Source organism: Flavobacterium panacis, from assembly GCF_024649945.1.
Taxonomy (GTDB): Bacteria; Bacteroidota; Bacteroidia; order Flavobacteriales; family Flavobacteriaceae; genus Flavobacterium; species Flavobacterium panacis.
Genome location: NZ_JANKMS010000004.1, coordinates 314,520 through 337,188, shown reverse-complemented (window position 1 = coordinate 337,188; position 22,669 = coordinate 314,520). Strand labels below are relative to the sequence as shown.

Here is a 22,669-nt window from a genome sequence, read left to right as displayed (position 1 = left end):
TTAGTGCCTTTTTTTATTTAGAAATGAACTCTAATTACAATCTGACGAAAAAAAATCATTACGAATCGTAGTAATGTTTAAATTTTAAAATAAACTTATCTCCAATATCTATATAAAACACTAACAAAAGTAATACTTGACAGCTTTATTGAGTACCAAATTGAAAGACAAAACCATAGATTACACATAAGAAAAATAGTACTTTTAAAAACAAATTGAAAAAAACTTCAAATTAGCATCTTTTTATTTTATTCAATTCCAGCGAATTAAAAAATAACTTTAAAATAACTTAAAATTAAGTCATTTTTTTGTTTGGAAATGTAGAAAGAGTTCCTATCTTTGCCACCGCTAAGAACAACAAAGCACAACAAGCTGAGATCGGGGAGATACTCAAGCGGCCAACGAGGGCAGACTGTAAATCTGCTGTGTGAACTTCGCAGGTTCGAATCCTGCTCTCCCCACTAAAAGGTAAAGCCTGCAAATCGTAAGATTCGCAGGCTTTTTTGTTTTACTGCAGTTTTCATATCTTTTATAAACACACAAAATTTTTGTGGCAAATTCGTGACATTGCAGTGTGGACTTGATATCATTTCTGCCACAAAATGCTAAGGGAATTTGTCGATTTTTCATCTTTATAAGTTTTGAGGCAATTGTGGAGCTTACTATTTTTTGGAACGACAAAATCAGTAAAATTAATGCCTTCTAGAATTGTGTCCGAAACTGTATTACGCATTTTTACTGTTGTTCAAGCGAGCCTAAAAATTGGTTTATTTCCCTGGTTTTGCAACCAAGGAAATGTCCAGAAGATCAAAAGAAGAAACTTATAATCTCTGTGATGCGTTTTTATTTATCTATCATTTATCTGGATTGCTTTTAGAATCAATTTTAGATTATTGCTTCGGTAAGGTAAAAGTTGATTTGACACTTTCGGGCAATTTGACAAGTTTCTCCAAAAAGGATCAACATACCAAATTACTTCCACATGTTCAAAAAAAAGTATGCCGTTCGCTTTTATACAATTTAATGTCATGTCGATCGAGTAATTTTACTTTTTGCAAAAGCTGGAAAATCAGAGTGGGATGAAGCAAATACTCTTCTTACAAAGAAGTCGCAAATGCAGTATTTAATCCTAAATCCTGTAATCTTGAGAAAAAACAAAAGGACCGCGAGATGGATAGTTGTCAAGACTAATACCAGAGCGCACCTCCTTAAAATCAGAAAATATTTACATTACAAAAAGAATAGGTAGATTACTTTACTTATTGAAGTATTGATAGATTTGTTGTTATTGTTATTGTTATTGTATAGACTCTAAAAATTAGCTTGATTCCTTATCGCTGCTATTCGAAAATGGAAACTAACATCGAACATTAAAAATTTTAAAATGAAAAAAATTATCCTTGCATTGCTATCCCTTTCTGCTAGTTTTGTCTTTGCTCAAAATCCGGTATCCTATCCAAAGGACACTACTATTTCAAGACCAGAATTAAATTTTGAAGTGTTATGGCATACTTTTGAAGACAACTATGCCTTCTTTAAGTTAAGGAATATTGACTGGCATGCCACCTATCAAAAATATAGACCAGTGATAAACGCCAATACTTCCGATGATTCTTTATATACGTTTTTTTCTCAGATGCTGGCTCCTTTTAAGGACAATCATATCAATGTTATCGTTCCGGGAATAAAACAATTCAAATCCGTGAAACCTTCACAGTTCGTAAAAGAGTTCCCAACGGATAGTTTGCGTAATGAGTTTTGGCAAATGGTAAATTCTTCCTTATAGCGTAAACATTTTACAGCGCTGCAATACGCAGGTCCTGAATTTAATCATGTGCCTCTGTTTGCTTATTCGACTTCAAATGGTATTGGATACCTGCGATTCAACAGATGCTTCGTTGATCAAGATTCTGATAATGTGCCTGATGCAGTAGTTGCAGGTAAACTATTGGATACGCTGTTTGCAAGTTTTAAAGATGTGAAATCAATTATCGTAGATGTAAGAGATAATATTGGAGGCAATGATGAATTTGCTTATGAAGTTGCTGGCAGATTTACAGCTAGTAAAGTAATTGGAATGCATAAAAAAACAAGAATAAGAAAGGGAGGATATGAAGATTTTGCGCAGCTTGAAACATGGTACACTGAGCCTAAAGGTGTTTTTCAATTTACAAAACCTGTAGTAGTCTTAACGAATGACAAAACAGTAAGCGCCGGAGATTTATTTGCTTCGATAATGAGAGAACTGCCCAATGTAAAAATTATCGGTTCAAACACACGCGGCATTTACTCAAATATGTATGGCTTTACACTTCCAAATGGGTGGCTTATTTCACTCTCTAATGAGCGATACTACGACAACAAAATGATTTGTTATGAAGGAATCGGCGCACCTGTTGACATTCATGTTCTAAATACCCAAAATGATTTGCTAAACATGAATGATCCAGTATTAGACACAGCCATCAAAGAATTATTAAAGACCCGCGACTAAATAAACTACCACCAACAGCGGCTTCCCGTCATGCTAATTGAGCTAGTAAAGACATACATTTTTAAGCCGTAAAACATTAATTTTAGCACTTTTAGAGTCGGTGGAGAGAACAATCTCCGGAAGGCTGCCACGATCGGGACGCCGCCGAACGTTAGCTGGAACCGCAATGAAAGCTATTTGGAACAAAAAACTAAGCAAGTTTTACTGATTTTTCGTAAGTTTTAGTTTTTATGGCAATATCGTGGCACATTAATATTTGGAAAATTAAAAATCCGGCTGATTCATGGTCTAACAAGCTTAGGTTCGAAACTGTATACATTTTGTCAACACTATTTCAAATTATTACTAAAAACTGAAAACCGAAACATAAAATGGATTCAGCCTTTTAGCCCCGATAGCAATGGAAATTAACTAACTAACTAACTAACTAACTAACTAACTAACTAACTAACTAACTAACTATTAAAGAATGTAGGACATGTTTTTTGCATCAACCTGCAGTCATAACGAAAACCGGACATTGCAAAACGTCCGGTCGTCCTTCTTTACGAATCAAGTGCCTTGTCGCAAGATCTGTTTTTGCTTTTTGAACCGGTGAAGCTTGAACCCTGCAAACGGCAAACTGATCAACGAGCCTTGATTACATCCGTGTTCCTATACTGCAGGAAACAGGATCGTACCAGCCGCAGCTTATATTACATTGCCCTCCACATCGGTCGTACGTGGCCGGTGCAGTTCATGCCACCTCCTCTCAAAGGATCGGATATTGGCCATGTCCTTACCCACCAGATCCGCCAGTTTCCTGACCTCTTTTTCAAAACTGCTTTCAGAACCTACATTGCCTAATTTGTATTCCGGAGAAAACATCATATGGAACAGCGGCGGTCCCTTGTAGTCATCGCTCCTCAGACGCATGCTTGTGGACTCGTGCGGCGGAAGATGAAAGTTGATCCCTTCGCAGTCCCCCAATTGATCCAACGATTCTAACTTTTCACCTAGCCGGAAAATATTCAGGTTTATCTTGATCCATTTGTCGCCCTTCACCATCGTGGCATTGACAAGGTGCAGCTCACTGTTATCTGCCAGCCTGCAGAGCTCATAGGAATAGCCTCGTATATTTGTATCATACTGCCCGAACCACGAGCTTTTGAATGGGGACTTCACGTAACCGTTCTTCTCCAGTCCCGGAATTCCATACTCCTTGAAAATAGCATTCCTGGCATCCAGGAGCTCCTTGTCCGATTTTTTAAAACTTGTACTCATATTAGTCTCTTGTATTTCTTTGGGCTGCTATGCCACCGCCAGTGCCCAAAGTCGCCGTTTTGGCAGCATTCCCTAGACCTTGGCTGGTGGTCCTGTCTATAATGACCTGTGCCCCCCTGTTGATTGCTGTTCTTTGATTTCTGGTCAACCCGGAGGTGTTAAATTTGCTTTCCACCGTCAATCGTCGCCCGGTAAATATGTTTTTCATGTCATGGTCAAATAATGCTTTGGCTTGTCTTCCTGTTGGAGTCCTTCCGCCAGTCATAACCTGAGCTTTGCCTTGACTGACATAACCTCGACCTCTGTATTTGATTTCTGTAATGGCTTCTCCTAATTTTCCTTTAGCGCTTCGTGATAAATTATTCGTCGAATTTTTAACGGCACTCCCTACCAATTTACCTCCAGCTCCTAAAACAGCTCCTACAGTTCCATCAACTACAACATCTCTAACGGTTGTTTTTTGTCCCTGAATGGCTCTGCTCGCAGCACCTCCAACGGCATTAGCTCCACCAGAAACACCTGCAGTTACCAATAAACTGGCTCCTCCAGTAAATCCTGCGGCTCCTCCTACAACAGCACCTTGTACCGCAGCACCACCTACAGCTTTCCAATTATCTACTTTACCGTTTTTGTATAATTGGGTTCCTGCTTCTATGGCACCTCCTATAATACCGCCAATCAATGCTCCTGCGGCAGCAGTGGCACAATTAGGACATTCTCCATCTGGATCTACATATTTTACAGGGTTATTGTATGAAAATGCATAAGATGTTAAGTTGAATGAATTAAACCCTCCTCCGTTACTCGATTCTGGCTCATCAAAAAAGTCTTCTTTAAACATTAAAGGATCGACACTTAACCACAAACTAGCTTTCATATCGAGATACCTTGCTCCATAATAGGTTAAGTTTGTTTCTCTATCTAATTCCTTGCCGTTAAACAAATAAGGAGACGAAAACGAAGTTGCATGTTCTTCAAACAAAATCTCACCAAAAGCAATGTATTCTACGTGCTGTGAAATAGAACCATTTTTGGCTGTAATATAGGAAGTACTTCCCAAATGATCAGCATGAAAATAAAAAATATCATTTTCTGGCATTCCGGTTCCTGTAAAACCTTCTCCTGCTTGTACGGTAGTTGGTTCTATTGGAGGGCCAAATTGTACTGGCGGACCTGGAACATCTCCCGGAGCATTAAAAATTGGGTTTCTAGGCCATCCTTCTGGAGGTTCTTGATTTTCTTCTACAGGTTTAAGTACTTCACTTGGATACGGATTCCCTGTAAATTCTGGCGTAGCATAGATTCCTTGCTGTGTTGGAGGTCCTGGTGGTAAACCTAAACTTTTCACATAAGCATCTAACGCCTTTTGCTGTTCTGCACTAAGATTGGTGTAATTTATACCTCCTGCTGTTAAACCTAACGGCTGGGCAAAAGTTCCGTTACCCAATTTGCTCACAATTCGTCCACTTCCTTCAAAATAATGTTTGGTAAATTTACCTTTTCTTATCACAAAATACGGACTTACATATCCTGTATAATCATCTGTATGTATAATTGTAGCGGCGTTTTCTCCGTTTATTACAACATTTTGAGAATCGGCTGAACTTTTAATTACGCGCTCTCCATTACTATCATAAGAAAATTGATAAATTCTTCCATTATCATTAATTCCCATTAGTCGATTTTCCTCGTCCCAAGTCATTTTTCTGAAACTTTGAGTTTCTGTATAACTTGTTGGGTTTCCGTTTCCATCATAAAGATATTCGCGAGGATCTTCTTTAGCTGTTTCAGCAATTTTACTCGGCGCATGCGGATGTAATTCATTATCGTAAGCATAATCTAGAACATATCCTTTTTGCTCATTGTTCAGCGTGTGAAGCAAATCTTTCTTCGTAATATTATGCATTTTATTATAGGACATATTCAGCTCATAATTGGCTTTGGTAAACTCTCCTTGATAAGAGCCTTTTGCCGATTTTAATCTATAATAATCATCATATTGGTATTCTTGAGAAGAGGTTCCTCCTAAGCTGTTGTTTATTATTGGAGCTGTATTTTTAATGCTTAATACATTTCCAACATTATCATAACCATAAGCATTGTTTAAGACCTGTCTTTCTCCGCTTCTTACTTGTAACTGCTGTAATCTTCTCATTACGGCATCATAAGTATAATTCGTTTCGGTGTCGTTACCATATTTCAGGTATTTACGCTGTTCGAATTCATCATAACTTAATTGCTTGATATAATCATAAGTATGGCTTTCTTTTTTACCTTTCATACTTTGCAGATTTCCAGCACGGTTATAAGTGTATTCTACTACTTCTCCATCAGGATAGGTCATTTTCTGGATACGATTCCATGTATCGTATTCAAATTGTGAAATATAAGTTTGTACATCTGTAGGCGTAATACGAAGTGTGCGAATTTCTTTTTCAACCTCTCCTAATTTACCAAAGAAAAATTCTTGTCCTCCAGTTGCATCTTGTACAAACCACACTCTTCCTCGTCGAGATGGAGTTCCATCAGCTTTTCCATAATTATATTGGACATTATTCTGTGGATTCTTAGGGTATTTTATAAATTCTAAACGATTATAATTATAGACATATTCTACAGCACCGCCATTTGGAACGGTATTTTTTAAATCTTGCGTTATGCGTTTAGTTAAATTTCCTGCCAAATCATATTCCATAGTTGTTGTTCCAGCATCTGGATGTGTATATTCAATACGTTTTCCTATCCAGTCGTAACTCATTCTGGTAATATGATCCATGGCATCCGTTACTTTTACCGTTTCTCCCAGTGCATTAGTTTCAATCTTTGTTACCAAATCATTTTGTACAACGGCTACATTTTGACCTGCAGCATCTGTATAAGTTGAGCTTGTTCTGTTTAAAGCATCGGTTTGTGTTGTATTTAGTACTGACAATCCATCATGATTGATAATGGTATAAGATGTTGTATTGGTGCTTCCATCTGGCAATGTTACTTTTATTGGACGTCCAACCTCATCATAATCTGTTTTCGTTGGCTCAACATTAGACACTGCTGTACTAAAATTATTATCCATCGTAGTCGTCGTCGTCGGATAGTAGGTGGCTATTGGTCTTTCCAGTCCATCATAAATGATGCGACCCGAAACAACGTGAGCTTCCTGATCTGGACTTCCGGGCTGTGTAAATAAACTTGCTGTTTTTTTAACCTGCAAAGGTCTTCCTAATCCATCTGTATACGTGTAGGTTTCGATGTCTTTGTCAAGTTCTGGATCATAATTTCTAGTTTTGGCATACGGAACTTCTGCTTCTGGAAAATATTCATAAGCAATCGTGTATGGTCTGCCTGAAGCAATTTCATAAGGGCCTTTTATTGTTGATATACGACCTTTTGTATCCAAAGTATAAATAGTACTTTGATCGTTACGATCTGTTGTTTTAAGAGGCACTCCAAAACGGTAATCGAACTCTACTTTGTTCTGATAATCAAAGGCGTCTTTTATTTCGGTCATGTATTGGTGGTTTTCTGAATCAAATACATATTCCAAAGTCATACGCTGTCCTTTATGATTGACAGGACCAGTAATTTTTTCGATATTTCCGTAAGTATCATATGCAATATCAGTAACAGCAATTTTATCTGCTGCACTGTAATTGCTTATCTGAGTTACTTCTGCTGTTGCAGGATTTACCGCCGCGGTTCTTTTACGTCTTAATCCTTCACTTGTATAAACTTCTAACTGTTTTGCTATACCTCCATAATATGGATTAGTGCTTTCATGATATGCTATTTTGGCTGTAACTTTATCATCAGCTGAACCATTTCCTAAATCTTCGTACTGAATGATGTTTCCGTTTGCATCATAAGTATTGAAAATATTCGTTTCTAGATATTCACCTCCTGCTTCGTAAACTTTTTCGTTGGTATGAATTAATCCAGCAAAAACTCTTTTATCGTCACATGATGGTAAATTTAATTCAGATTCTGAAATACTGGCTTGTGCAGCAGCATCTACTAAGCTGTATTCATTTTCAGACTCTTTGCGTATTTTACCATCCTTATCTAAAGTATAGCTGCGCTTTAAAAGATTTTTTCTAAAATAATCGTGATTGTGATATTCTTGAACCGTTGTCGAAAATAATGAATTATCAGACGCATCTATTTCTTCTTCGATTACCTTTTCAAAACCATAAAACTCTCTTTCGCGACGATCATGATAAGCATTTTCATATCTAAATTTAGCTATCGAATTATCAATACCATCTCCAACATGTCCATCAAAAACTGTAACCATTTGTAAAACCCATTTAGCTGATGGATTTTCGTAACTTGGTTTTATCAGTTCGTAATCTACCGTATAACTATTTCCTGCGCCATTGGTAACGCCTTTTAATTTATTAGTCCTTTTGATATTTGATAATTGTGCTGTCAAATGTCCATCTTCTTTTGAAACCACATAATCTAAATTTCCATCACCATCAATATCCATAAAAGTTCCTTCAGAACGGTTTGTACTCCATCCTTGGCTTCCTCCAAGGGTTGGTGTAATACGCAGCAGCCAAATAACAATGTCTATTGAGAAATTAGCATTCATTCCGTAGCTTACTCCTTTATTCTGATTCATTTCTGAATATTTCGGATAGACAACTGGTGCTGCAAAAGAATTACCTAAGTTTAAGGAAACCTGCATGGTACTTCCTTCATATTTAATTTTATCAGCAAGTCCGTCACCATTAATATCCATAAGAGATTCTTCACTATCAGATTGTGATCTTGCATAATTGGCTCCGCCAGAAATAGATCCTTGTTTGATACTAAAACCTAATCCAGCGCTCCAATCTGTTGATTTTCCTCCATTCAAACTGTTGTGGTTCCATTTTTCTGCCGGTAAAAATCCGTATCCAGTGTTCAAATAAACATCACCAGAATCTGAAATTTTATCTGGAAGTCCATCCCCATTAATATCACTATGAATCATTGCCGCATGATCTTCTCCTTTTCCTTGAGAAGCACTTACTGCAATGCTATTACCTCCCTTTTCTGCCTCTTTTGACGCGGTTTCTTTAGCAGCATCTCTTTTCACGTTAGACTTACCAATGGTCATACTAATTGAATTTGATGGAGCTCCGTGGCTGTAGCTTCCTCCAAAATTTGGCCCCTCAGTACTTGTTTTAGAATGGCTGAAGTTATCTCCCATATTGACTACTTCGTTGGAAATTTTCCCAACTGGAGCTGTAAGCTGTACATTTTCTCCACGAATATAATCTGGAAATTTATCTCCATTAAAATCGCTCATTGTTTGTGTTACGTAAGAGTCGCCGTCAATCGACTTACTATAACCAACATTGGCAGGGCCAACAGAAGCTCCTGCAGAAAGACTTTTACTTTTACTTTCGCTTATCATATCCAGCGCAGAAGTACTGCCACCAGGCAGGTTAGGAAGCGTAAAATCAGTATACTCCGAAATATCATCTTCTCCCAATCTTGATGTACCAATTGTTGGTCCTTGTATGTATATTCCTTCCTCTAAACCTTCCCATTTTACTTTAGTATAAGACGGATTTAAGGATACAAAATAACTTTTTGCAACTTCATAGTCAGTTCCTTCATAACTTTCAGGATCTGTATTTCCTAAATCGGGTGTTGTACTGTAGGCATCTGATTTTTTTAGAAGTGTCTGATCAATAGTATTTGATGCTAAATTTCCATTAATAGCAAATCCACACCATTGACGATAATACAATCCTAAACTTCTTTCATCGTCATTCAAAAGACTATAAATGCTGAAATCATCTGTAGCTTGGTTCCATACCGAAGCATTGACTATATCTGTAACTTGAACTTGAATGTTTAAGGCATCAGCTTTTGGATAATTTTTAATAATCGTTATAGATCGTGCATTAGAAACTGTCATTTCTAATTGAATTGGAACTCCCAAAACAACATCAGGATACGTAACAGAATTATCAAATGCATTATTTACCAAACTCAAAATACCTCCTGTAATTTGATAACGATTACGTGCTAATAATGTATTATTTTGTTTAGCAGAAATAATAATATCTCCATCAAAATCATTAATATTACCTGGATATTGAGCAGCTGTTACGAGTGTCAAATCCTGAGCCAGAATACTTAGTTTTACTTTTCCTGACGAAGTAGAAGTAATACCAGTCATATTATAATTTCCTTCTCGTTTGTTGTAAAACAAATGAGAAACTCCTAAGGGAACTTCTTTTACCAATTCTCCCGGATAAGCAGGAACAGTAACAGTTGGCGTAAAAGAAATTGTCTGCCAATTGATATTGGTTTCTGTCTGTAAGGACAATGATACCATAGTCTCAGCTTCAAATGCAGGCAGCGTAATTGATGACAAATCGAATGCACTAACCTCATTGGCTAAGAAAGTTTTTTCATAAAGAATAACTGGAATCTGAGACAAATCTAAATATGTTTTTTTAACAACCAGTTTGATGTGATCTGAGGTAACAGGTTTATTTAAAATACCTTTCAAAACGACATTTCCTGCTACTGGCACGACTCCGCCTTCATTAGAACTGCTGAAAAAATCGATACTTGCTTGATAAGTGGCCAATGAATATGCGTTTACATCTTGTAAAGAAGCTGGAACGGTAAAATCACTTTCGGTTGTATTTCCATTAGTTCCTCTATCAAAGTGTTTGATCTGCGAATAAGTAATGGTTGGATCCCAGTTTACAGTGTCAAAATTTCCATCTCTAACAGAGCTAACTCTAAAATACAATCGTTCTCCTTTTTCTACAGCAATGGCCGTATTTTGTTTACTCTTAATACCATAATCTGTAGCCGCAATTGCTTCGTTCCAAATTACTGTATTTCCTTTTTGAAAATACAAATGAACCCCATCGGCTTTGTCTTCACCGGCATTATTTACATATTCCTCGCGTCTTTTAATTCGTTCTGGAGTAGATTCAGGAACTAATTGATATTGATGCGATACCGAAATTATCCCTTTTACAGGAGCTTCCCACATACGCACAACATCATGAAGCGGATTTTGTTTTTCTATCTCTTCCAAAGAAATAGTTGTATAACCTGGAATAGTAATATTTCCTCCTCCAAAGACTGGTGACGGCGTACCCGCACTACTATTCTTGAAAGTGGGGATTCCATTTTCTAATCGGTTGTAATATACCTGCCCATTACGAACAAAATCAACAAGACCATCTCCATTAAAATCCATGAAATAGGCTTTAGTTTTATTACTGGAACGCTGTTGATCAAAACCAATATTTCCATAAGTCATATTTAAATCGACACCCCAGTTAAAAGAACTAGATTTTGAAAATCCTACATCACTGATATTAAGTTCTTGAAGATCTCCAAAAGCCAGCTGTCCAGTTCCTGCCAAGTTTTTTCGATAATAAACGCCACTATTACTTTTGAATACTTTATCTGGCAATCCATCTCCGTCTATATCCTCTAAAGTGGCAATAGTTTCAGAATTTCCCCAGTTATTTCCTCCATGACCACCAATAGTAAATCCTTTTAAACTTCCGGCATTAGTAGCAAACCCCAGACCTAGCCTATAACTTACTCCCGTTGTAGAACCTTCTGTACTGCTTACCAGAGAATGTTTTCCTGAAAACAAAGCATTACTAAAAGACGGAATAGAGTTGTTTTTTAAATTGTCACTTGGTACGCTCCAACTTTCTTCAGGTCCAAAAGGATTGTATTTTCCTGAAGCATCACGAACATCATCAAAGTAGTCTAATTTATTGGTGTAAAACAACTTGGACTCTGTATCATATTCTGAAACCGATTCTAATAAAGTCTTTTTAAAAGCTCCTTCTTTGTATTGCAGTTCATAACTGCGAATCATGTCGTTTTTGTAACGTATTTCAATTTTTCGTAATAATTGATTGTTTAACTGCTTAAAACCTAATCTTGCCGAAAGTTGTACATCCTGACGGTTCGGTTCGCCTAAATCACCATTTTTTACAAACGTAACATTGTAATTTCCCTTTTGAGAACCGAAACCTGTATAATATATTTTTTTAAGATAAATGCCTCCATCTCTTTTGTCATACTCGTATTCTACTGTATTTCCATTCAAGTCAACTTGAAGACAAAGTGCCCAATACCCAATGTTTCCGTTCGCGTCTTGAAGCACACCATTTACTGAAAGTCCAGACGTTGTACCTCCATAATAACTAGCATTTCCGCTTTTATCTTTTACTACCCAATAATAATCTTTTGGTGATGCTCCTTTACGAATGATCTGCTGGAAAGCACCTTCGCGTCTTGGAAAGAACTGTTTATCTGGTGTTCTTCCAATCCATTCTGCTCTGTGTGAATTTGGTATTAAAGCTTCTCCGCTAATAGTATAACTTTCTGTTTCGTTTGCTGCATCGTATCGTGGTGCTCCCCAGCGCGTTTCAATACTTACCGAAGGAACAGAAACATCCCAGCCCATTCCAGCCCAGCTATGACCGCCATCACTATCATACTGTAATTTTAGAGAAGGCTGCATTCCTCCTCTTCCATTTGGAACGATAATAGGAAAAGAAGTACTTGCAGTTCCGCGTACGTTTGGAGTTGGCGGTTCTATAGATTGAATTCCAACCAGCGGACTAGCTGCTTTTAAATCTTTTATGCTTGTTGGTGTATACCCAGAAGTTTCTGGAGATTCTGGCATTTTTACAATTCCTGCAATAAAATCGGTAAAATGTGTTGTTTTTGCTGTAATTAATCCCTGTTTAATATCTAACGAATCTTTGCTGACTTCCTGCCAAAGACGTTTGTTTTCATCAAAATAAAATACATTTATATCCTTTTCTGTATATCCTTCTGGAATTGCCTTTTTGCTGTAAGGAAGTGAAAGTGTAACTGCTTTTTCAAAAATGGTTCCATGAGGCAGTAATCTAAATCCTGCATTCTCATTAGTAACATTCACCATTGAAGCATTTAAAGGTGCAATATCTATTTTTCTTAAACCACTTACCGAAATGGTAAGATTGTTTTTTAAGGCACCAACTGGAAAAACTGCAGAAAAGTTTTTGTACTCTAAATTATTGGCTGTCACAAAATTAATATTCTTAAAAACACGTTCTTTGGCATTTTCAATTGGTCTAAAACTTTCTACTTTTAAAAACTGATTTAATTCTATTTTTTCTTTTAAAATTAGACCTGTCACAGTCTCTTTTAGCACAGGAATAAATTGAGTCGTATTTTCTGCATCTAAAACCAATTCAAATTCTGGCTGATTTACATCTACAGAAATTCCTGCAATGGTAAGTTTCTTTATTTTGGATGGAAAATTTGTCCCTTTTATGTACAATTTATTTGCTGCTTTCAGGAGTTTAAAATTATTTTCTTCTGGAACATTTTTATATACTATTCGTACATTTTTAATTTTATATCCATTTGAAACTCCTTCTGGCGCTGTAAACAATAAAACGTTATCACCAGTTCTAAGAGAATTCTCAGATAATAATTCGGTTTGTTTGGTCCAGGCTTTATTTTGCGATACAAATTGTCCTCCAATACTTGGTTCATTGTTTAAACTTCTTGAGATCGATGCTGTCTCATCGTAACCAAACAAATCATATTCCAGATACGCATTTTCATCAGCTTGCGGTAATTCATCAATTTTAAGATGAAAAACATTATCATAAGCATCATCAACTTCATCAAGGCTGTTGATTCCTATAATTCCTTGTTCGATATCAGCAGAAAATAATTTTGTGCCTTCACTTTCATTCTTTACTTCAATAGCTGCATCTGATTTTGATTCTGAAATCACGGGTTCTTTTTCTGAAAACTTATCTGTAATAAAAGAAGGAATTTTATAATCACCTAAATTGGAAGCAAACAAAAATGTACCTATTAAAAATAGCAGGAATATAATTTTCTTTTTCATAGAGCTGGTTAATCGATTACTAATAATCGGTTTATATTATATTTCGTTCTGCACGAAGAATTTTTCTTCGGCTGTAGAATTATTTCACAATAACTTTAAAAGCTTTAGTGCCAAAATCTGATTTTACTTGTACCAGATACATTCCAGAAGGCGCTGTGATAGTATCTTCATGCAGATAAGTTTCGATTTGGCTGTATTTTTTTTCTTTTAAAAGTGATCCTGTCAAAGAATAAATACTAATTGTGGCATTTGTCTTTTTAGGAAACTGCATTGCAAGAGCAAATTTACCGTCGGGTGTAGGATTTGGATATAAGATCAAAACACTTCGATCTGAAATTTCCTGACCGTCTGTTAGCACACTAATTTTCTTAGACGTTTTACATTCTTGATCATTTATCAATCTCAGCTCGTAATCGCCGGCTTGATCTATTAGAATTTTTGGATTATCATCAACAAAATTACCTTCGTAAAACCATTCATATTGATAATTTCCCGTTGGAAGATCCTTACTTGCATCCAAAAGCACCGCATTGCCATCTGTCAATAAATACTCCGATTTAAGGTTAGGAAAAGTTCCTTCTTTATCGGCTACAAATACAGTTTCAGCATACAGATTGCCTCTTTTATCTTTTACGATATAATCATAAGTTCCCGAAGAAAGCTGCACGCCGCTCTGACTTTTTGCAGCCTGACTCCATTGTTTTACAACAGCTTCACTTCCTTCTTTTTTAACAGTAACGGTAAAAGGCGCTTCACCTCCTTCAATAGTATAATTTAATTCACCTGAACCTGTTACACCACAGCTGGCTTCTGTAATCCAGACTCTGCTGAACATTTCTGGTGCTACTTTTAAAGTAAATTTTGCTGTTCCAGATTTATGTTTGTTCCAATCAAAATCATTTAAAACTAATTTCTCTGTACTGGCAGTACTAGCCAAACGAATATATTCTGAATCGTTCTCATCATAAGTTCCTTTTCCCGAATAATCAACCAATAACCAGTAATAAGTATCTTTAGACAGCGTTCCTTTTATAAAAGAGGGGTTAAAAGACCAGTCTAAACTCAAATCTGATGGATTTGTAAAATCCAATTGCCATTCTCTCGAAACACCAATCGGCTCCCCTTGTTCTTGTTTTTTAACTAGAAGATTTTTGTCATTATCACTCCAAAAAGTAAAGTAATTATTAGGAATCGTATTTGTTTTACTTTTCATTTCGATTGTCAAAAGCCCTTCTTCTGCCATATTACTGCTCTTTACTTGCAGCAATCCACTGGCATCATCACGACCAACTGCGGTTATAGAAGATGTAAATCCTTTATGTTTATCGACATCCCAAATAGTTTCTCCTTTACTGTTTAAATAGTTTTTATTATCAAATTGAGAAAGTGAAATCCCATATTTTACAGCCAGATAACTTGCCGCTTTTTGAGTTTCTAAACCATTTAAAACACGGTTGTAAACCAGAATTTCGCTTATGCTTCCTTTAAAATCTTCTGGCGGTAGTTTTTCTGATTTTGATTTCTGGCCAATAATAAGCGATGACAACTTTGCAACACTATCAATAACATGCTGTTGAAAGAAATGAATATTGGCTTTATGGGGTTTGATTTTTTCCTGATAGGATTGGTAAGAATATTTCTTTAAATCGACCAATCTTTTATTTGTTGCCGTAGCTATTATTTTTTGAGGATCATTTATGGTCCATAAAAACTGTTCCTTTAAACTGTCTTTCACTTTATAGACCATAAAAAGAGTATGACGTCTTTTACTGTTAACGCCTAAGGGAACAATTAATGAATCATGGGCAGTATCAAAAACAATACTTGGATTAAAATTAAAAACAGCTCCATCTTGTTTTTGAAGAGATACTTTTGCTTCTTTATTGTCTACAAGACTCTCCCAGTAATAACTTTCGCCTGCACTTTTAGATTTTAACCAAAAAAAAGGTTCTGAAACAGCTCCAGGCAGTACTTTTTGCTGCGAGAATGTCAGACTTACAGTAAATACTGTGATTAAAATTACCAGTAAAAAAATCTTTTTATTCATAGTAAAACTGATTGTTACGATGCTGTTTTTCTAAAAATTCCCTAAATCATCAAAGTCAAAAGAGTAACCAATAATTAATGAAATACTATTGACTTTGTTTTTGTTTTCGCTGTAACGATGTCCATTTTCTTCCGTCATCAAAGCATCCGAAAGTCCAATGGTATATCGTGCTCCAATAGAAAAGTTGGAACTGAATTCGTATCCTGCTGCAAGCATTCCGTAGAAGTAATTTTTGCCGCTCAAAGATTCTCTCAGTACTTTTTGAACGTTTGCATCTGTTTCAAAAGGAACTCCTGATTCAGCAAATATTTCCTGTGCATTTGATGAATATTTGATATTGTCACCCGAGATATTAAATCCGACATATGGCCCCGCTCCAATGTAAAATCCCTTGTAAGGATAAAACTTAAGCTGTGCCCCCACATTAATATAATTGAAAGCAAAAGTCATTTTATATTTCAGTCCTTTGATATCTTCATAATTCAAATCTGTTGACTGACCAGAATAAGAAACCTCGGTTTGAATTGCCAATTTTGCATAAGGATATTTCCAGTTAATGAAAAAACCGCCAGCTCCTCCAAATTTTCCTTCCTCTTTTAAAGTGTAACCGTCGTAAATACCTTTTGGTACAATAACGTCTGGAAGATTAGACATTTTCGAATAAATACCTCCCGCAAAAAGGCCATATGTAATTTCTCTCTCGCTTTGCGCGAAAACAGATTTTGTGCTTATCAATAAAAACAGAAGAATAATTTTTTTCATTATTTTTTAATTACCATTTATGAAAACTATAGCCTACAGAAAAACAAAAAACACTGCTTTTGTTTTGGTTCTCTATAAACTGAAAAGAAGATGCATTACTTTTAACCATATCTTTTACACCCAGATAATAGCGAAAATCGAAGTGAATACTTTTATGAAGCTCATAACCCAATGCAAAACAAAGTGCAAAATCATCAGCACCATCAAGACCATCTTTGTAGAACTGTCTTGTTGCTACATCATACATTCCGTCCGCTTCATTAGAAGAATAACTAATATCATTAGGAGATAAATTGATTCCGTAGAAAGCTCCAAATCCTAGATTTAAACCTTCGTAAGGATAAACTTTGTATAAAGCACCTATTTCTAAATAAGCATAATTAAGTCCGAGTTCAAATTCTTTTCCAACAACATCTCGATATTTCACGGTTTCTCCTGACTGTCTGAATAAGATTTCAGGTTGTATAGCAACACGAGTATCATAGAGTTTACAGTTAAGAAAAAATCCCGTTTCAAGACCATATTTACCTTTGCTTTCCAGAGTACTGTTGTCAAAAGTATTATCACGGCCTTTTATCGTTTCAGGCAGATTACTAAAGGTGGAATGAATACCACCCACTTTTAATCCGTAAGTGATATTGGTTTCATTTTGACTATAAAGGCTTATGTTAAAAAAACAACTGAATATTATTAAGTGGAATATTACTTTCATTAAAAAAATTTTTACGAATATAAATATTAAATATAGTTTTGAGCAACAAAAAGCCGACAAAACAAGCGATAAATCCGACAATTTACCTGATTTCATGTAGTAATTATTTACTAGATTCCTTTTATATTTGTCTGACTCATTGGCGAATCACACTCAAGTACCGCCCACTTATTCCTGATGCTTATCCTGCTGTACGGCACTGTCGCTCAGCCACTAGTATATCTACGCAACGCTGTTTATGGAAAACGGGGGGATCATAAAGGGACAGGCGGAAAAGTGCGCACTCCAGATTTTAAAATTTAAAAATGCAGGAAATATGCGGGTTTCAAGCCTTGGGTTCGAATCCTGCTCTCCCCACCAAAAGGTAAAGCCTGCAAATCGTAAGATTCGCAGGCTTTTTTATTTTACTGCAGTTTTCATATCTTTTAAAAACGCCCAAAATGTTTGTGGCAGAATCGTGCCATATGGCGTTTTACAAACAGGAAATCCTGAAAAATAAAGCTGCAGGAAACTTGCGTTCAAAACTTATACATAGTAAGTCTTAAATATTACTTGTTGTTAAACCGATGCCAGAAGTTGGTTTATTTCACTTTGTAAAAGCCGATTTAATTCATTTGATAAATAAAAAAAAAGCTAAACCATTACGTTTAGCATTTTTAGCATTTAATTTTGTTGAAATGATTTTAGACTGCCATCATCAGTAAATTCTATAGAGTAGCGTTCTCGACTTCCGTTTATGGATGATGGATACCATCTTATTTTATTCTCCCAAACTGAGATGTATACACTTGTGGTAGGTTTTGCGCCTTCAACTTCTTTTGTTTTTTCATTATAAACCTGAGCTACTTTTGCAGCAGTCACAAAACTGATTTTATTTAGAGGAACCAAACGTCCTTTTATATCATCGCGAACAGAAAGCTGAACAGGTATTGGTTCAGACCATTTATCATCTCTAAATTCATAAGTGTCCACATATTTTGGATTCTCTGGATGTTGCAACATTGCATTTATTCTTCCATCACCATAAAAGTACAAGGTTGAATACACAAACATTTCTTTTCCTTTGTATTGAGGAAGTTTTTTAAGTTCAGCTTCTGCTTTTTCCAATGTTTTTAAATCCGTCAAAAGATTAACTTCTTTTTTTTCGTCTTGAAGAATACTAGGAGAAGAAGCATTCTCGATCTTTTTACTTACAATGGTATCATTTGGTTTTAAAGTCTCATCTATACTTTTTGTGATCTTTTCGCAACTTAAAAATAAAGCGCAAAATAGCATCGTAATAACTATTTTTTTCATCTGTTATATTTTGTTTAAATCATTTGCAAAAGCAATATTTTTTGGATTTTCAGGATCATAAAAAATATCAACAAATTGTTTTTTGGTCATATCTAAATCTAAAATTCCAATCACTTTCTTCAAAGTATTTTGATGCACTTGATTTTTGGTGTCTTTGTATTCTACTTCAAAACGCATCATGGGCTTCTCGTTAATATAAGTGCCCGTTTGATTTACATTGAGCAATTTCGCTTGCGTTTGCACTCCTTTAAACTTCAAGGCAATCAAATTAGGATCTAAACCGGCTATTTTTCTAAATATAAATCGAACCAAAACGCGATAAAATAAAAGGACCAATGGAATTATAAACAACGGATGGGTCACAGACATAAAACGCCAACCCATACCCTGATTTTCAGTTTGATACGAAAATGAATAATACAGAATAACTAGAGCGGTAAAAAACAGCCAGCCTACTAATCGCAATATAAAATTTCGTTTATTTAAAGTTGGATTAGCCGATGAAAGCACAAAATAAGGCGCGTTTTTCACGTATCGATCTAGCAATAAACCAACTGATTTTCCCGCTTCAAAACGTTTTTCCAGAGGTTTTGTGTCTGTGATATGAGTTTTATGAATGATCTCGATATTCGCAAGATTTTTAAAACGTAAATCGAGTTCGTAAGAATTAAATTCCGAATTGGGTTTAGACGTTTTCTTGGAGCTAATAATTTCAGCTTCGCGACGAACTCCGTTTGACTTTATTTTTTCCAGGTTATTTTTATTGATAAAAACCTGAATAATCCATTTTTTAAAATAACCAAATAAAAGGATTAACCAAAGTAGTACCGATATTAATACAGTAGCTAAAGCCCAATATGGATCTGTATTTTTTAAAACATTGACATTGAAGTTGCTATTGATATTGTAATACAAAATCATTGGAAAAGGAATAGCAAAGAAGAGCATGTAGAGTACCCAGAAGGTGATGGCTATGTTTTTTTTCATTCGCTGTAAATTGGGGTTATTTAGAAGCTATGTTTGAAATTAAAAATGTCTTAAAAAAATGACAATAATCAAATTTAACTAAAATATATAAAATAGCAAGGGAGGTATATTAAGTATAATTGAAAAAGTGAAATGTACATTTTATAAAAACAGAAGCTATCAATTCTGAGATATAGGTCCTGTAGAGGCATTTTGCTGACAAATCAACATTAATGGGCTACCTTATGGGAATTGATACATTTTCTACCACAAAAAAATAAAAATAACTATGATATACTTACCAACAACCACAAAATATCAATGAAATCAGGTATTGCCTTCCATATAGAGCATTGTTAACTTTGCTATAAATCAATAAAACTACACAATGCCAAAGAATGTCCACAACAGTAAAACTCCAAAAAAAACAATATCACTGATCCATAAAACAGCCCATCTGATCAGACAGCTTTTATCTATTTTTCTAATAGTTATGATCTTCTCAGCCTGTTCAAGCGATGACAACGGTTCGGATAACAATAATTCGGACTATTATTTCAAAGCCACTCTAAATGGTCGTGCCATGACTTTTTATAATGTCAATTTTCAAGGCAGCGGTGATGACAATCGTTTTTCACATATTACAATCGCAGGATTTGAAGATCATTACCCAACAGCACAAGGTACCGTTCCCAACTCCCTGGATTTTGAAATTTGGAGAACGGGAGGCGACATCAAAGCCGGCAACTATTCCACTTCTACAGAGCCTGAAATGGTATCTCGTTATGCTGTACAGACTTCCAATGGCACAATTGTTTACAGCACGCAGCCATTTAATGATATTTTTACGGTAAAAATCGAGTCTATCAGTAAAAACGGTATCAAAGGCACCTTTTCAGGAAAACTTCGCAATCTGGAGTCAGGCAAAGCCATCGAAGTTACAGAAGGCAGCTTCAACCTTCCCTATGAAGACATCATCAATCCATAGAAAAGAATTCAAGTTCCTCATCTTCACTTGTTGAAGTTTAACACAGAATCGCATTACTCTAATTCTTGGACTTTATACTATTTCTGTCACAAATAATTAAAGCGATTTTGTAGCTCTTTCATCTATATAAATTTTGTGCAAAATCATGACGCTTACTATTTTATAGAACAATAAAATCAGTACAATTAATGCCCTCTAAACTCAGGTTCAAAACTGTGCTAGAATGTTTCGCAATTGTTTTTAAGACAAAAAGCAAGAGTTTCAAATTTCTTCGATCTCTTGCTTCTATTATTACTTATCAGCTTATTTAAAAAAATACTTTAAAGCAATGCACTTTTAGATTGTTTTTCTAAGAGGTAAAACTTGTATAAAACCTTCATTGGAAAAATTTAAAGCACTTCCAAATAAAGACTATCATAGTTTTATGCTATAGAGTATATTTCTTTTCTGTTACAGTAGTGGTAGTTTCAGTTGTTATGCTGTCTACAAATCGCCACTCAGCTTCCGCGGCAGATGATGTAAATTTAAGATATGTATATCCTCGCTTATACAAGTTTGCATATTCTAAATCATCAATAAGAACTGTAAATGCCTGTGCCAATTCTATCGCTTTTGAAGGGTCTGAGGTAATTCCTAGATAAGATTCCAGACCTGGAGATGAAACGGAACTGCATGCTATTTCAGTTCCTATATGATTTCCCTGCATATCGGTAAGTTTACCCATCCACGCATTATGAGTATCTCCAGCCAAAACCACGACATTTTTTCCAGAAAGCATGGCGTACAATTGTTCTCTCTCTGCAAAATAACCGTCCCAAGCATCTAGATTATAAGGCAAGGTTGTAGTAACTCTAGCAATTTCCATAGGCGTTAAGGAAGGATCATTTTGTTTATGTCTCATCTTAATCACAACAAGCTGAGAGATTGCATTAATAAGAGCCTGCATGGTCGAAGGCTGTGCGCTTCCTAATTGATCGACTTCTGCTAAAATTTGATTTAAAAGCATCAGTAGTTCTGCTGGAATCAGCATTTTTGTCATCAGGATTTGCTGGCCCAATACTTTCCATTTGGCATTATCTGAGTTTATCTGTGATCCAAGCCATGACATCTGTTCGCTTCCTATTAATTTTCTGCTTGTACTTAACAGATCTGTTCTAAATTTCGTCTGGTCAAAATTACCACCATTATCAAGATAATCAGAATAGCTCAACTGCTTGTCTCTCGCGATAACTCTGGTGTCCATCATATAAAGCGAAAGAACATTGCCAAAATTAAAACTTCTGTAGATTCTAAAATCTTTTCCCGTTTTAAGTGGAATATATTCGCTGTAAGCTTGAAAAGCCGCCATTTTTCTCATCTGAAAATCTCCTTCAGACGGCTGATGGTTTTCTGCTCCAGATTTATAGGCGTCATTAGCAAACTCATGATCATCCCAGACACATATAAACGGTTTTTTCTGATGAAGAAGTTGAAGATTTTTATCTCCTCTATATTGTCTGTATCGTTCTCTATAATCACTAAGGTTAGTAATCTCCCTAGATGGTTTATGTTCTCTACCCAACGCATTTGTATAAGGATTTGTTCCATACTGCCCCGGTGCATATTCGTAGATATAATCTCCAAGATGAACCACTACATCAGCATCTGAAGAAGCAATCGCTCCATAAACATTAAAAAGTCCCGCAGGAAAATTAGAACAGGAAACAACGGCCATTTTTACATCATTTACAGTATCTGTTTTAGATGGCAGCGTGCGCGTTTCTCCCGTAATGGTAACCTGTTTCGTTTTGGCATTATAAAATCTGTAATAATATTTGGTATTAGAAGGTATATTCTGAACATCTACGGCTATCGTAAAATCATTAGCAGAAGATGCCGCAGCCTGCCCTTTTCTGGTTACTTCAGAAAACATGGCGTCCTTGCTTATTTCCCAAGTGATTTCAGCATCTGATCCTGCTGAATATCTTGTCCAGATAATCACTCCCGACTCTGTAGGATCAAAACTGGCTACTCCAGTTTCAAACCCTTCATTTTTCATTCCATCTGGTGCGCCGCTGTTTTCTGTTTTATCATCGTCACTGCAGCTTTCGATAAGCGGAGCAATGAAAACTCCTCCAGCCACCAATAAGGAATTTCTAAGAAACCTTCTTCTGCCTAAATCATTTTTGTTTTCCATAAAAAAATTTTTACTTCAAAAAAACAATTTAATGCCATAAGAAAAGTTACGGGATTTTTAAAATTTC

Annotated in this window: 12 protein-coding genes and 1 tRNA gene; 5 read left to right on the top strand and 8 right to left on the bottom strand. The window is 35.7% G+C overall.

Annotation, left to right across the window (positions count from 1 at the left end; genetic code table 11):
* Nucleotides 1–380 precede the first annotated feature (380 nt).
* The 3 genes from NQQ59_RS11450 to NQQ59_RS11440 all read left to right on the top strand — a co-directional run bounded on the left by NQQ59_RS11450 (nucleotide 381) and on the right by NQQ59_RS11440 (nucleotide 2,494).
* Nucleotides 381–461, top strand: a tRNA-Tyr gene (locus tag NQQ59_RS11450).
* Between the two features lie 923 nt (nucleotides 462–1,384).
* Entirely contained in the window at nucleotides 1,385–1,786 is a 402-nt protein-coding gene (locus tag NQQ59_RS11445; RefSeq protein WP_144219266.1) for a S41 family peptidase, read from the top strand.
* A 48-nt stretch (nucleotides 1,787–1,834) separates the two neighbouring features.
* Entirely contained in the window at nucleotides 1,835–2,494 is a 660-nt protein-coding gene (locus NQQ59_RS11440; RefSeq protein WP_186296646.1) for a S41 family peptidase, read from the top strand.
* A gap of 690 nt (nucleotides 2,495–3,184) precedes the next feature.
* Here NQQ59_RS11440 and NQQ59_RS11435 read toward each other — a convergent pair.
* From NQQ59_RS11435 to NQQ59_RS11415, 5 genes are all read right to left on the bottom strand, one after another.
* A complete protein-coding gene (locus tag NQQ59_RS11435) occupies nucleotides 3,185–3,757 on the bottom strand; it encodes a hypothetical protein (protein WP_144219264.1) in 573 nt (190 codons plus the stop codon).
* 1 nt (nucleotide 3,758) lies between these two features.
* The gene (locus tag NQQ59_RS11430) at nucleotides 3,759–13,655 is read right to left on the bottom strand and encodes a SpvB/TcaC N-terminal domain-containing protein (RefSeq protein WP_144219263.1); all 9,897 of its coding nucleotides are present in this window, start codon (nucleotides 13,653–13,655) and stop codon (nucleotides 3,759–3,761) included.
* Nucleotides 13,656–13,734: 79 nt separating this feature from the next.
* Nucleotides 13,735–15,702 carry a T9SS type A sorting domain-containing protein gene (locus NQQ59_RS11425; RefSeq protein ID WP_144219262.1) on the bottom strand — a complete coding sequence of 656 codons (1,968 nt, stop codon included), beginning with the start codon at nucleotides 15,700–15,702 and terminating at the stop codon, nucleotides 13,735–13,737.
* 30 nt (nucleotides 15,703–15,732) lie between these two features.
* Nucleotides 15,733–16,464 (bottom strand): outer membrane beta-barrel protein, encoded by a 732-nt coding sequence (locus NQQ59_RS11420; protein WP_144219261.1) that lies wholly within the window; start codon nucleotides 16,462–16,464, stop codon nucleotides 15,733–15,735.
* A gap of 10 nt (nucleotides 16,465–16,474) precedes the next feature.
* Complete coding sequence (locus tag NQQ59_RS11415; RefSeq protein WP_144219260.1) at nucleotides 16,475–17,176, bottom strand: outer membrane beta-barrel protein; 702 nt, start codon at nucleotides 17,174–17,176, stop codon at nucleotides 16,475–16,477.
* Between the two features lie 238 nt (nucleotides 17,177–17,414).
* On the opposite strand from NQQ59_RS11415, the gene NQQ59_RS11410 reads away from it, so the two are divergent.
* Nucleotides 17,415–17,675 carry a hypothetical protein gene (locus tag NQQ59_RS11410; RefSeq protein WP_257698239.1) on the top strand — a complete coding sequence of 87 codons (261 nt, stop codon included), beginning with the start codon at nucleotides 17,415–17,417 and terminating at the stop codon, nucleotides 17,673–17,675.
* A gap of 164 nt (nucleotides 17,676–17,839) precedes the next feature.
* On the opposite strand, the gene NQQ59_RS11405 is transcribed toward NQQ59_RS11410, so the two are convergent.
* Nucleotides 17,840–18,472, bottom strand: a complete 633-nt coding sequence (locus NQQ59_RS11405; protein ID WP_144219259.1) for a hypothetical protein — start codon at nucleotides 18,470–18,472, stop codon at nucleotides 17,840–17,842.
* 3 nt (nucleotides 18,473–18,475) lie between these two features.
* Nucleotides 18,476–19,459 carry a hypothetical protein gene (locus tag NQQ59_RS11400; protein ID WP_257698238.1) on the bottom strand — a complete coding sequence of 328 codons (984 nt, stop codon included), beginning with the start codon at nucleotides 19,457–19,459 and terminating at the stop codon, nucleotides 18,476–18,478.
* A 367-nt stretch (nucleotides 19,460–19,826) separates the two neighbouring features.
* On the opposite strand from NQQ59_RS11400, the gene NQQ59_RS11395 reads away from it, so the two are divergent.
* Nucleotides 19,827–20,426 (top strand): hypothetical protein, encoded by a 600-nt coding sequence (locus NQQ59_RS11395; RefSeq protein ID WP_144221581.1) that lies wholly within the window; start codon nucleotides 19,827–19,829, stop codon nucleotides 20,424–20,426.
* A 427-nt stretch (nucleotides 20,427–20,853) separates the two neighbouring features.
* Here NQQ59_RS11395 and NQQ59_RS11390 read toward each other — a convergent pair whose 3' ends face one another.
* Nucleotides 20,854–22,602 carry an alkaline phosphatase D family protein gene (locus NQQ59_RS11390; protein ID WP_144219256.1) on the bottom strand — a complete coding sequence of 583 codons (1,749 nt, stop codon included), beginning with the start codon at nucleotides 22,600–22,602 and terminating at the stop codon, nucleotides 20,854–20,856.
* Nucleotides 22,603–22,669 lie beyond the last annotated feature (67 nt).

What these genes read in the sequence shown, in the direction of transcription:
- NQQ59_RS11445 (WP_144219266.1), top strand. Translation starts at nt 1,385, where the DNA reads ATGAAAAAAATTATCCTTGCATTGCTATCCCTTTCTGCTAGTTTTGTC.
- NQQ59_RS11435 (WP_144219264.1), bottom strand. Translation starts at nt 3,757, where the DNA reads ATGAGTACAAGTTTTAAAAAATCGGACAAGGAGCTCCTGGATGCCAGG.
- NQQ59_RS11430 (WP_144219263.1), bottom strand. Translation starts at nt 13,655, where the DNA reads ATGAAAAAGAAAATTATATTCCTGCTATTTTTAATAGGTACATTTTTG.
- NQQ59_RS11425 (WP_144219262.1), bottom strand. Translation starts at nt 15,702, where the DNA reads ATGAATAAAAAGATTTTTTTACTGGTAATTTTAATCACAGTATTTACT.
- NQQ59_RS11420 (WP_144219261.1), bottom strand. Translation starts at nt 16,464, where the DNA reads ATGAAAAAAATTATTCTTCTGTTTTTATTGATAAGCACAAAATCTGTT.
- NQQ59_RS11415 (WP_144219260.1), bottom strand. Translation starts at nt 17,176, where the DNA reads ATGAAAGTAATATTCCACTTAATAATATTCAGTTGTTTTTTTAACATA.
- NQQ59_RS11410 (WP_257698239.1), top strand. Translation starts at nt 17,415, where the DNA reads ATGGAAAACGGGGGGATCATAAAGGGACAGGCGGAAAAGTGCGCACTC.
- NQQ59_RS11405 (WP_144219259.1), bottom strand. Translation starts at nt 18,472, where the DNA reads ATGAAAAAAATAGTTATTACGATGCTATTTTGCGCTTTATTTTTAAGT.
- NQQ59_RS11400 (WP_257698238.1), bottom strand. Translation starts at nt 19,459, where the DNA reads ATGAAAAAAAACATAGCCATCACCTTCTGGGTACTCTACATGCTCTTC.
- NQQ59_RS11395 (WP_144221581.1), top strand. Translation starts at nt 19,827, where the DNA reads ATGCCAAAGAATGTCCACAACAGTAAAACTCCAAAAAAAACAATATCA.
- NQQ59_RS11390 (WP_144219256.1), bottom strand. Translation starts at nt 22,602, where the DNA reads ATGGAAAACAAAAATGATTTAGGCAGAAGAAGGTTTCTTAGAAATTCC.